At 68.8% G+C, this 11,025-nt stretch carries 12 protein-coding genes; 7 read left to right on the forward strand and 5 right to left on the reverse strand.

Annotated features, from left to right (window positions below; genetic code table 11):
• Positions 1 to 91: 91 nt before the first annotated feature.
• Together RHOOR92_RS0116395 and sufT are read right to left on the reverse strand one after the other, a co-directional pair.
• Positions 92 to 2,221 carry a pre-peptidase C-terminal domain-containing protein gene (locus RHOOR92_RS0116395; protein ID WP_027490739.1) on the reverse strand — a complete coding sequence of 710 codons (2,130 nt, stop codon included), beginning with the start codon at positions 2,219 to 2,221 and terminating at the stop codon, positions 92 to 94.
• 531 nt (positions 2,222 to 2,752) lie between these two features.
• The gene (sufT, locus tag RHOOR92_RS0116400) at positions 2,753 to 3,310 is read right to left on the reverse strand and encodes a putative Fe-S cluster assembly protein SufT (RefSeq protein ID WP_007514345.1); all 558 of its coding nucleotides are present in this window, start codon (positions 3,308 to 3,310) and stop codon (positions 2,753 to 2,755) included.
• Positions 3,311 to 3,513: 203 nt separating this feature from the next.
• Between sufT and RHOOR92_RS0116405 the strand changes: the two genes are divergently transcribed.
• Positions 3,514 to 3,942 (forward strand): hypothetical protein, encoded by a 429-nt coding sequence (locus tag RHOOR92_RS0116405; protein ID WP_015447059.1) that lies wholly within the window; start codon positions 3,514 to 3,516, stop codon positions 3,940 to 3,942.
• A gap of 91 nt (positions 3,943 to 4,033) precedes the next feature.
• Here RHOOR92_RS0116405 and RHOOR92_RS0116410 read toward each other — a convergent pair whose 3' ends face one another.
• Positions 4,034 to 5,491, reverse strand: coding sequence for an NAD(P)(+) transhydrogenase (Re/Si-specific) subunit beta (locus RHOOR92_RS0116410; RefSeq protein ID WP_027485740.1), 1,458 nt, complete (start codon positions 5,489 to 5,491; stop codon positions 4,034 to 4,036).
• Positions 5,491 to 5,796, reverse strand: a complete 306-nt coding sequence (locus tag RHOOR92_RS0116415) for an NAD(P) transhydrogenase subunit alpha (protein WP_008435546.1) — start codon at positions 5,794 to 5,796, stop codon at positions 5,491 to 5,493. Before RHOOR92_RS0116415 ends, RHOOR92_RS0116410 begins: the two co-directional genes overlap by 1 nt.
• Positions 5,797 to 5,946: 150 nt before the next feature.
• Here RHOOR92_RS0116415 and RHOOR92_RS0116420 point away from each other — a divergent pair, with 150 nt between their 5' ends.
• The 3 genes from RHOOR92_RS0116420 to RHOOR92_RS18900 are packed head-to-tail and all read left to right on the forward strand — an operon-like array spanning position 5,947 to position 7,439.
• Entirely contained in the window at positions 5,947 to 6,531 is a 585-nt protein-coding gene (locus tag RHOOR92_RS0116420) for an RNA polymerase sigma factor (RefSeq protein WP_015447057.1), read from the forward strand.
• Positions 6,528 to 6,908 carry a hypothetical protein gene (locus tag RHOOR92_RS0116425; protein ID WP_015447056.1) on the forward strand — a complete coding sequence of 127 codons (381 nt, stop codon included), beginning with the start codon at positions 6,528 to 6,530 and terminating at the stop codon, positions 6,906 to 6,908. The genes RHOOR92_RS0116420 and RHOOR92_RS0116425 overlap by 4 nt, the downstream gene beginning before the upstream one ends.
• Before the next feature lie 3 nt (positions 6,909 to 6,911).
• On the forward strand, positions 6,912 to 7,439 hold the full coding sequence (locus tag RHOOR92_RS18900) for a DUF3106 domain-containing protein (RefSeq protein ID WP_037115649.1): 528 nt from the start codon (positions 6,912 to 6,914) through the stop codon (positions 7,437 to 7,439).
• A 237-nt stretch (positions 7,440 to 7,676) separates the two neighbouring features.
• Here RHOOR92_RS18900 and RHOOR92_RS0116435 read toward each other — a convergent pair whose 3' ends face one another.
• Entirely contained in the window at positions 7,677 to 8,780 is a 1,104-nt protein-coding gene (locus tag RHOOR92_RS0116435; protein WP_007514330.1) for an NAD(P) transhydrogenase subunit alpha, read from the reverse strand.
• A gap of 124 nt (positions 8,781 to 8,904) precedes the next feature.
• On the opposite strand from RHOOR92_RS0116435, the gene cdd reads away from it, so the two are divergent.
• From cdd to RHOOR92_RS0116450, 3 genes are all read left to right on the forward strand, one after another.
• Positions 8,905 to 9,321 (forward strand): cytidine deaminase, encoded by a 417-nt coding sequence (gene cdd / locus RHOOR92_RS0116440; protein ID WP_027485743.1) that lies wholly within the window; start codon positions 8,905 to 8,907, stop codon positions 9,319 to 9,321.
• A gap of 61 nt (positions 9,322 to 9,382) precedes the next feature.
• Positions 9,383 to 9,952 carry a nitroreductase gene (locus tag RHOOR92_RS0116445; RefSeq protein WP_027485744.1) on the forward strand — a complete coding sequence of 190 codons (570 nt, stop codon included), beginning with the start codon at positions 9,383 to 9,385 and terminating at the stop codon, positions 9,950 to 9,952.
• On the forward strand, positions 9,949 to 10,854 hold the full coding sequence (locus RHOOR92_RS0116450) for a 5'-3' exonuclease H3TH domain-containing protein (RefSeq protein ID WP_081660262.1): 906 nt from the start codon (positions 9,949 to 9,951) through the stop codon (positions 10,852 to 10,854). Before RHOOR92_RS0116445 ends, RHOOR92_RS0116450 begins: the two co-directional genes overlap by 4 nt.
• The last annotated feature ends 171 nt before the right edge of the window (positions 10,855 to 11,025 follow it).

The following is an 11,025-nucleotide window of genomic DNA, read 5'->3' on the forward strand; positions in this document are numbered from 1 at the left end:
ATGAAAAGGCCCGGTCGATCCGACCGGGCCCGGCTTGACGATCACTGCTCCTTGGGTAAAACGACGGACCGTCCGTGGCCCGCCAGGGGGCTTACCAGGTGGCTTTCAGCGACACGCCGGAGAACGCCGTGTAGCCGCGCACCTTGATGTAGTACGTGCCCGAGGCCGCGCTGAACGAGCAGGTTTCGTTGTTGCCGGTCAGGTACGGGCGGCAGTCGTAGCTGGTGGTGGTCGGTGCCAGACCCTTCTTCACGTACAGGTCCGCATCGCCGGTGCCGCTGGAGATCGCGATCGTCAGGTTGCTGCCCGCCGGCACCGTCACCGTATAGCTCAGCTCCTGGCTCGCCGAACCGGCCAGGCCGGTCACCGGCACGCCGTTCTGCAGGCCGCCGCTACCACCGCCACCGGTGCTGTAGGACGCCTTGACGGTGACGCCGGAGTACGCCGAGTAGCCGTGCACCTTGATGTAGTACTTGCCGGCACTCGGCGCGGCCACGCTGCAGCTTTCCGCATTGCCGGTCTTGTACGGGCGGCAGTCGTAGCTGCTGGTGGTCGGCGCGCTGCCGAACTTGGTGTACAGGTCGGCATCGCCGGTGCCGCCGGAGATCGACATCACCAGGTTGCTGGCACCGGTCGGCACGGTGATGAAGTAATCGTTGTCGGCACCTGTCGCACCCGACACGCCGGTGACGCCCACGTTGTTCTGCAGTTCGGTGGTGGTGCCGCCACCGCCGCCGCCCGCGCAGGCCACGCCCACCCCGGCGAACGCGGTGGTCACATCACTCTTGTTGTAGACCAGATCCTGGGCCGCCGATTCCACCCCGCAGGCGCCGGAGTTGAAGCTGGTGGTGGCATTCCAGTAAACCTTGTTGGCCAGCGCGAACACCTGGAAGGCCTTTTTGGTATCCCAGCCGGCGGTCTTGGCCAGCAGGCAGAACGCCTTGTTGTACACGCCGCTGCTGTAGTGCACGTCCATGGTGGAAGTGAAGTTGGCGGCATTGTCGATCGAACCGCCATCCTGGGTCGGCGTGCACATCCAGCGCAGCGCGGTACCGCTCTTCATGATGTCGGCGCCGACCAGCCAGTCGTTGCTGCCGCGGTCGAAGAATTCGGCCGCCTCGCCGGCGATGTCCGAATACGCCTCGTTGATGCCGCCTGACTGCCCTGAGTACTGCAGCGCGGAGTGCTGCTCGGTGTAGCCATGGCTGATCTCGTGGCTGGTCACGTCCAGCGACACCAGCGGGTAGAACGTGCTGGCACCGTCGCCGAAGTACATCGCCGTGCCGTTCCAGAACGCGTTCTCGTAGTTCAGTTTGTAGTGCACGTTCATCACCAGCTGGAAGTTCAGCGGCGCCACGCCGACGTAGGCCATGTACATGTCGTGGGTCACGCCGCCGAAGTGGTGGGCGTCGTTGACCGGCGAGTAGGCGCCGTTGATCGCGTCGGTGTCGCTGTTCGGGCAGGTGAAGCTGACCACCGAACCGGTGGTGCCCTGGCGCAGGTTGTTGGTCTTGACGTTGGTGTTCTGCAGCGTGCAGGTGCTGCCGGACTGGGTCACGTCGAGTGCGGCGTAGTTGGTGCCGTAGAGGTACTTGCCGGTCTTTGTGTTGCCGCCGGGACCAGTGGCGGAAGCATCAGTCAGACCGTTCCAGCTCTGGATCACTTCACCGGTGTTGGCGTCGACGATCGCGGTCGGGCGCGACGGATTGGCGCCGCCGACGAAGTAGGACACGCGGTAGACCAGGCGCGCCGTGCCGTTGTCCTGCGGGTAGACGAACAGGTCGGTCTGCTCGTTGCCGACCGTGGCGCCGCCGGCCAGGCTGGTGTGCGCATGCGACCGCAGCGCAGCGAGGGCACGGCCGCCATCCAGCTTCGGTGTGACCGAAGCCAGGCCGAGCTGACCTTCCGGCATCAGTTCGCCAGTGGCGCGCAGCGCGTTGCCGCTGGCGTCCTGCACCACGGCAATGCTGCGGCCGTAGACCGGCACGCCGCGGTACATCTGCTGCTGACGCACCACCTTGTGCCCGTTGGCAATGGCGGCGGCGCCACGCGGCGCCAACGACATGTTCTGGCCGAGGTTGAGGTGGGCGGCCAGCGAGCTGACCGGTACCGCGCCGAGATTCTGTGCACGCAAGGTCTTCGTGTTGGCAGCGGTGGCCACCGATGCGGTAGCCATGCCGATCGCGGCCACCAGCAGCTTCAGACGGTAATGATTGGGCATTGAAAAACTCCTAGACACTATTTTCGGGACAAACGGGCCCGATGCGGCCACGTAGACCCCATGCAGAATTGCCGTGCTCGGCACGGCCCCTTTTTTTCGTGTGCTGTCTAGCGATCCCAAACTACGTCCCGAACCGGCTGCTCCCCCCTTGGCATTCCGTTGCATGGGCAGCGCGTGGACGCGTAACTGCAAGACGGCGATCACGCCGCCAAAGGATCATCCGTCAACCTCCCCGATGACGAATCCGGTTACGTTATTCCTTGCGGACCATCGCAACAATCTGACTTTTTCCTACGCCGGGTGACGGCAGTCACAGGACGCGGGATCGGCGCGTGGCGCCGCAAACGGCGGGCACGCGGCCTATCGCGGCGGCGTGCGCGGTTCGATGTCGTTATTTGCTGCGCGAAGCGGCGATGCAAACTTGCGGCCAGCGACGTCGCGTGCAGCGCCGCCGGCAAGCGCGCCGGGACACGCGGAAAGCCCATGCGGTCCCCACGATCCACGCGCCGGCGCGATGGCCGGCAGGCAGCTTCAGAGCATGCCGGTTTCGAGCTTCGCCGCGTCGGACATCATCGAATGCGTCCACGGCGGGTCGAACACCAGGTCCACGTCGGCTTCGGCGATCGTGGGGATCATCTCCAGCTTGGTGCGCGCGTCGTCAACCAGGATGTCGCCCATGCCGCAGCCGGGCGCGGTCAGGGTGAGCTTCACGTAGACCTTGCGCGCGCCGGATTCGGTCTGCTCCAGGCTGAGGTCGTAGACCAGCCCCAGCTCGACCACGTTCACCGGGATTTCCGGATCGAACACGGTGCGCAACTGGTCCCACGCCAGCTTCTCCACGTCCGCATTGGTGGCGTCGTCCGGTACCTCGATCGGCGCCGGCCGCTCCTTGCCCAGCGCGTCGGCGTCGTCGCCGGCGATGCGGAACAGGTTGCCTTCCACGTAGACGGTGAAGCTGCCGCCCAGGGCCTGGGTGATGTAGCCGATCTGCCCGGCCGGCAGGGTCACCTCGTCGCCTTGCGGCACCATCACGGCGCTGCAGTCGCGCACCAGGGTGAAGGGTTCACTGCTCAGACTGAAACCGCTCATGCCAACGCCGATCCTGTATCTGCGGGCGCGGCCATGCGTCGAGCCCGGAGTGCGTATTATGCCGCTCGCCGCGTGCGGCCGCTTGTCCCAGATCAGGCCGGAACCCGCCGGAGTCAAGGGAGCCCCGCCGACGACACGTTATGATGGCCGCTTTACCCGACGGGAAAACGCATGCGCACTGCCCTCCTGACGTGTCGCCGCCGATGAGCGTGCGTACCGTGGCGCTGTCCGTGTTCGCGCTGTTCAGCGCTGCGATGCTGGGCCTGGCCGCCGGCGCCGTGTGGATGGTGGCGGCGCTGTATCTGCGCCACCCGCTGCCGTGGCTGGCATTGCCGATCGGCGCGCTGCTGGCGTGGACCATCCGCACCTGCGTGCGCCTGCCGGGCACGTTCGCCGCACTGCTGGCGGCGGGCGCCACCCTGCTGGCCGCGTTCTACGTCAACCTGCTGGTTGCCGGCGTGCTGATTGCCGGCAACATGGGCATGGGTCTGATCGAGGCGATGCGCACCGCCGGCCCCGGCATGCTGTGGCAGCTGGCACGGATGGCGCTGTCGCCGGCGGACCTGGCCGATGCCGCGCTGGGCATGCTGCTGGCCGCATGGCTGGCCTGGCGCCCGTCGCGCCGGCGCTGAAACCAGCCATCACGACGCCGGGCGGGCACCGCCCTGCGCTCCTGCAGAAACGCGGCCGGCCGCACCCACCCCATGGAAGGTGCCAGCCGACTCAGGCGTCGATGTCCTTCAGCGACGCCACCAGTTCGCCCACCGCGGCCTGGCCGTCGCCGTACAGCATGCGGGTGTTGTCGGCGTAGAACAGCGCGTTCTCGATGCCGGCGAAGCCGGTACCGCGGCCGCGCTTGATCACGATCACGTGCTTGGCCGCGCTGACGTCGAGGATCGGCATGCCGTAGATCGGCGAGGCCGGGTCGGTCTTGGCCAGTGGATTGACCACGTCGTTCGCACCGATCACCAGCGCCACGTCGGTGGCCGGGAACTCCGGGTTGATGTCGTCCATGTCGGCGATCAGGTCGTACGGTACGCCGGCCTCGGCCAGCAGCACGTTCATGTGCCCGGGCATGCGCCCGGCCACCGGGTGGATCGCGAACTTCACCTTCACCCCGCGCTTGATCAGCAGTTGCGCAAACTCCCACACCTTGTGCTGCGCCTGCGCCACCGCCAGGCCGTAGCCGGGCACGATCACCACGCGTTCGGCGTACGCCATCATCACCGCCGCGTCGGAAGCGTCGATCGGCTTCTGCGCGCCCTCGATCGCCTGCGCCTCGCCGCCGGCCGCGCCGAAGCTGCCGAACAGCACGTTGCCGATCGAGCGGTTCATCGCCTTGGCCATCAGCTGGGTCAGCAGCGTGCCGGCCGCGCCGACCACCATGCCGGCGATGATCATCGCCTCGTTGCCCAGCACGAAACCCTCGAACGACACCGCCAGGCCGGTGAACGCGTTGTACAGCGAGATCACCACCGGCATGTCGGCGCCGCCGATCGGCAAGGTCATCATCAGGCCGAAGGCGAGCGCCAGCGCGAAGAACGCCGCGATCAGCGCCGGGCTGGCGTGACTGGTGGCAAGCAGCACGCCGGCGACCACCGCCGCCGCCAGCAGCAACAGGTTCACCGTGCGCTGGCCGGGAAACACGAAGCGCTTGTCCATCCAGCCCTGCAGCTTGGCGAACGCGACCAGCGAACCGGAGAAGCTCACCGCGCCGATCAGCGCGCCGAGCACGCCCAGCGCCAGCTCGGTCGGCGACAGCGCCGGCGGCAGGCCGTTCACCGCCCAGGCTTCGGGCCGCAGCGGCGAGGTATCCGGTACCGCCTGCAGCAGGCCCAGCCCGCGCGCGTAGCCGATCAGCTCGACCGCGCCGATCGCCGCCGCCGCACCGCCGCCCATGCCGTTGTACAGCGCCACCATCTGCGGCATCGCGGTCATCGCCACGCGCTTGCCGCTCCACCAGGCGGCACTGACGCCGACCAGCACCGCGGCAACGATCAGCCCGCGGTTGTGCATGTCCGGCAGGAACAACGTGGCCAGCACCGCCAGCAACATGCCGTAGCCTGCCCACACGATGCCGCCGCGCGCGGTGCGCGGCGAACTCATGCGTTTCAGGCCGAGGATGAACAGCAGCGCGGCGAGGAAATAACAGGCCTTGATCAGCGTCGGCAACCAGCTCATCACTTGGCTCCCTTGCCGGCGTCCGGCTTGCTGGACTTGAACATCTCCAGCATCCGCTCGGTCACCACGTAGCCGCCGGCGGCGTTGCCGGCGCCCAGCAGCACGCCGATGAAGCCGATCGCGATCTCGAACGGCGTCTGCGCGTGGCCTAGCGCGATCATCGCCCCGACCAGCACAATGCCGTGCACGAAGTTGGAGCCGGACATCAGCGGCGTGTGCAGGATCACCGGCACCCGCGCGATGATTTCATAGCCGGTAAAGGCGGCCAGCATGAAGATGTACAGCGCCAGGAAACCGTCGATCATGAGCCCATCCCCCGTGAGAGCCGCCCGCCAGGACGTCGAGTCTGCATCATACGGGTGCCGGTCAACCCGTGCGAGCCTGCCGCGTTGAACACCGGGTACCCCCCGCTGGAGCCCGAGGATGCTTCACCCGACGCTGCGGCCGACGAGCCCATGAACGGCGTGGCCGGCACACTCGACACGGACCTGCTGGGCGACGCGCGCGAAACGCCCGCCACGCTGGATGCGTTCCTGGCGCAGGTCGAGCGGCGCGCGTTCCGCATGGCCGAGCTGCAGCTGCGCCAGCGCGAGGACGCCATGGACGCGGTGCAGGACGCCATGCTGCGGCTGGTCAGGCACTACCGCGACAAGCCCGCCATGGAATGGGCGCCGCTGTTCTGGGGCATCCTGCGCCGGCGCGTGGTCGACCTGCAGCGCCGGCGCAAGGTGCGCTCGATCGTGGTGGGCTGGCTCGGCGGCGGCCGCGACGACGACGGCGACGAACTACCCGCATGGGAGCCGGCCGACCCCGGCCAGGATCCGCTGGGCCGGCTGCACGACGTGCAGTCGTATGCGGACCTGGCCGCCGCGGTCCGGCAACTGCCACAGCGCCAGCGCGAAGCGTTCATGCTGCGCATGCTGGAAGGGTTGGACGTGGCGGAAACCGCCCAAGCCATGGGTTGCTCCGAAGGCAGCGTGAAAACCCATCTATCGCGCGCGATGCATCATCTGCGCGACCAACTGGAGGACTGGCGATGACTTCGCCCGACAAGCATCTCGAACAGCGCGCCCGCGAACTCTGGCACGAGGCCGCGCAGCGCATCGACCCGGCCACCGCCGGACGCCTGCGCGCGGCGCGGCGGCAGGCGCTGGACGCGGTGCAGGCCCCTGCGCGTCGTGCCGTCCGCTGGCTGATCCCGACCGGCGCCTTCGCGGTGATCGCGCTGGCCACGATGCTGGTGTGGCAGCCGTTGCCGCCGCCGCACGCCAGCACCGCGATGCAGCCCGCCAGCAGCGCCGACGAGCTGGACAACGAGCTGCCGCCGGACGCCGACAAGACCGACCCGAACCTCTACCAGAACCTCGACTTCTACGGCTGGCTGGCTTCCGCCGGCAGCCATGCCGCAGCCCGCTGAGCCATGACCCGAATCCTCCGCCCGCTCCTGCCGCTGTTGCTGGCCGCCCTGCTCGGCGGCGTCGCCGCGGCGCCGTTGCACGCGCAGGACGCGCCGCCGGCGTCCCGCGGCGACATGCCGCCGCCGCGCCCGTGGAACAGCCTCGACCCAGCCCAGCGCGACGTGCTGGCGCCGCTGCAGAAAACCTGGGACAGCCTGTCGCCGCGCAAGCAATCGCGCATGCTGCAGCGCGCCGAACGCTGGGCCACCCTGCCGCCGGAACGGCGCGAGGAAATCCGCCAGCACATCGCCCGCTGGCAACAGATGACGCCGGACGAGCGCCACCAGGCACGCGAGAACATGCGCAAGTTCCACCAGCTGCCGCGGCAGCAGCGCGAGCAGTTGCACGCCACCTTCGAGCGCTTCCAGCAACTGCCGCCGGCGCAGCGCGAGCAACTTATCCGCGAATGGCACGCGCTGCCGCCGGCCGAACGCCTGCACTGGGACGAGCGCCACGGCCACGACCGCCCATCCCCGCCCGGCCACCCCTGACCGCCAAACGCCTCGCCCTGCACGGAGCCTCCGCGAACGTGTAGGAGCCCGCTCGCGGGCGATGCTTTGAAAGCAGGGAATCGGGAATCGCAAAAGCAAAAGCATCGCCCGCGAGCGGGCTCCTACAAGGGTTGCGGCACGCGTCGAGGTTGCGGCACACAACAAGGGTTGTGGCACACGTCGAGATTTCGGCGCGCAACAGGAGTTGCGGCACGCGGCGGGATTTGCGGCGCCGTCTTACGATGCGGCGAAGCGCGCCTCGCCGGCGTGGGTGAGGCAGCTCTTCGCCACCAGCTCGTCGTCGAAATCCGGCTTCAATTCGCCATCGCGCACCAGCAGCTCGACGAAGTTGAACACGTTGCGCGCGTACATCTCCGACGCGTGCAGCGGCGCGCCGGCCGGCAGGTTCAGCGGCCCGAGGATCACCACACCGCCATGCTCGACCCGCTCGCCCGGCCGGGTCAGCTCGCAGTTGCCGCCGCTCTCGGCGGCCAGGTCGACGATCAGCGCGCCCGGCTTCATGCCCTCGACCATCGCGGCCGTGAGGATCTTCGGCGCCGGCCGCCCCGGCACCGCGGCGGTGGAGACCACCACGTCGAACGATTTCAGGTGGTCGGCCAGTGCCTGCTGCTGCGCGGCACGCTCCTCCGCCGACAGCTCGCGCGCATAGCCGCCGCTGCCGGCGGCACTGACGCCGAGGTCGAGGAATTTCGCGCCCAACGACTCTACCTGCTCGCGCGTTTCCGGACGCACGTCGTAGCCCTCAGTCTGCGCACCGAGCCGGCGCGCGGTGGCGATCGCCTGCAGGCCGGCCACGCCGGCGCCGATCACCAGCACCTTCGACGGGCGGATGGTGCCGGCGGCGGTGGTCAGCATCGGGAAGAACTTCGGCGACGCCTCGGCCGCGATCAGCATGGCGCGGTAACCGGCCACCGCCGCCTGCGAACTCAGCACGTCCATCGCCTGCGCGCGGGTAGTGCGCGGCAGCAGCTCCAGCGAGAACGCGGTGAGCTTGTGCGCGGTCAGCGCGGCGACGCGCCCGGCCGCGCCGTACGGACGCAACTGGCCGACCACCACGCTACCCTCGCGCAAGCCGGCGAACACCGCATCGGCCGGCGGCAACACGCAGGCCAGTACGTCGGCCTGCGCCAGCACGCCGGCCGCGTCGGCGAATTCGGCCTCGGCATAACTGGCGTCAGGGAAACCCGCAGCGCGCCCCGCATCACGTTCCAGCAGTACGCGCAGGCCCTTGCCGCGCAGTTTCTTCGCCATCTCGGGCGTGATCGCCACGCGCCGCTCCCCGGCGGCGGTCTCACGCAAGGCGGCTACGGTGATCGGCATGGTGCATCCCCTCGGCAGTGGTCCGGTCATCTTAGCGGCAGCGGCGGCCTTTGATCCGGACCGATCCAAAAGAGTAAGCTGGCCCGCCGGCAGCCACTGCCCGGGGTCATCGCCGGAGATCCCGATGCCCACCACTGCCGACGCTTTCGACGACCTGCTGGCCCTGGCGCGCAGCGCGCGCGAACAGGCCTATGCGCCGTACTCGAACTTCCTGGTCGGTGCCGCGCTGCTCACCCGCGACGGCCGCCGCTTCAGCGGCTGCAACGTGGAAAACGCCTCCTACGGCCTGTGCAACTGCGCCGAACGCACCGCCCTGTTCAACGCCGTCGCCGCCGGCTGCCGGCCTGGCGACTTCGTCGCCATCGCGGTGATCGCCGATACCGATAACCCGGTCAGCCCCTGCGGCGCCTGCCGCCAGGTGATGTCCGAACTGTGCGACGACGCCATGCCGGTGCTGCTGGCCAACCTGCACGGCGACACCCGGCAGACCACGGTGACCGCCCTGTTGCCCGGCTCGTTCAAGCTGCCGCAGCCGGCCTGACGGTTCGCGCGCAACGGCTGCGCCGGCTAGCATGGGCAGTCCCCACCGAAAGAACCGCTCCATGTCCGCTGCCTTGTCCCTGCTCCAGCAACGCCATTCCGTCCCCTCGCGCCAGCTCGGTGAACCGGCGCCGGACGAGGCGAGCCTGCGCGAACTGCTGGAAGCGGCGATCCGCGTGCCCGACCACGGCAAGCTGGTGCCGTTCCGCCTGATCCGCCTGCAGGGCGAGGCGAAGCTAGCGTTCGGCGAGCGGCTGGCGGCGATTGCCGAACGCCAGCACCCGGAGCTGTCCGACGCCAAGCGGGAAAAGGAGCGCACGCGCTACACCTTCGCGCCGCTGGTGATCGCCGTGGTCGCCCACCTGCACGCCGACAGCACGGTGCCGGAAATCGAGCAGAAGCTGTGCGCCGGCAACGTCGCCCACAACATCCTGCTCGGCGCTTATGCGCTGGGCTACGGCGCACAATGGCTGACCGGTTGGGCCGCCTACGACCGCGAGGCGGCCGGCGTCCTCGGCCTGGCGGAGAGCGAACATGTGGTCGGCTTCGTCCACCTCGGCACGCCGCAGATCGAGGTACCCGACCGCGAGCGCCCGGCGCTGGACCAGCTGCTCTCCACGTGGACGCCGTGAACGCATCGGCGAACGGACGTCCAGCCGTCCATCTGGTCGACGGCAGCATGTATGTTTTCCGCGCCTGGCACTCGATGCCGGACGAATTCCACGACGCCGACGGCCACCCGGTCAACGCGGTGCACGGCTACACCCGCTTCCTGTGCGAACTGCTCGAACGCGTGCAGCCCGAACACATCGCGGTGGCGTTCGACGCCTCGCTGACCAGCTCGTTCCGCAACGCGATCTACCCGCCGTACAAGGCCAACCGCGAGCTGCCGCCGCCCGACCTGGAACGGCAGTTCGTGCAATGCCGCGCGATCACCGAGGCACTCGGCGTGCACCTGATGATCGACCACAGCTTCGAGGCCGACGACCTGATCGGCAGCACCGTGTGGAACCTGCGCGCGCAAGGCTGGCGCAGCGTGATCGTCTCCGCCGACAAGGATTTCGGCCAACTGCTGGGCGAGCACGACGAACAGTGGGACTACGCCCGCGGCCTGCGCTGGGGGCCGGCCGGCGTCCACGAGAAACTCGGCGTGCACCCGCACCAGGTCGCCGATTACCTGGCCCTATGCGGCGACAGCGTGGACAACATCCCCGGCGTGCCCGGCGTCGGCGCCAAGACCGCCGCCGCCCTGCTCAGCCACTTCGGCAGCCTCGACGCGCTGCTCGAGCGCATCGACGAAGTCGCTTTCCTGCGCCTGCGCGGCGCCGTGGCCTGCGCCGCCAGACTGCGCGAACACGCCGAACAGGCGCGGCTCTATCGCCGCCTCACCCGCATCGCCCTGGACGCCCCCGGTGCCGAATCCGCCGAAACCCTGCAACGCCGCCCGCCGCCCATCGGCCAGCTCGACGCACTGTGCGAACAACTGCGCTTCGGCGCCTTCACCCGCAGCCGCCTGCACACCCTGCTGAGTTGATGCTTTTCTCCCTCCCCTGCATCGCAGGGGAGGGCTGGGGTGGGGTGCTCTTGATCTTCTCCGCCAGCCCGGAGCTACCCCCTCCTAGCCTCCCCCTGCATGCAGGGGGAGGAACCAAAAGCCCGCACCACCGCAAGAGCCGTGCTCCCTCCCCTGCATCGCAGGGGAGGG

It is taken from the genome of Rhodanobacter sp. OR92 (assembly GCF_000427545.1).
Lineage (GTDB): Bacteria > Pseudomonadota > Gammaproteobacteria > Xanthomonadales > Rhodanobacteraceae > Rhodanobacter > Rhodanobacter denitrificans.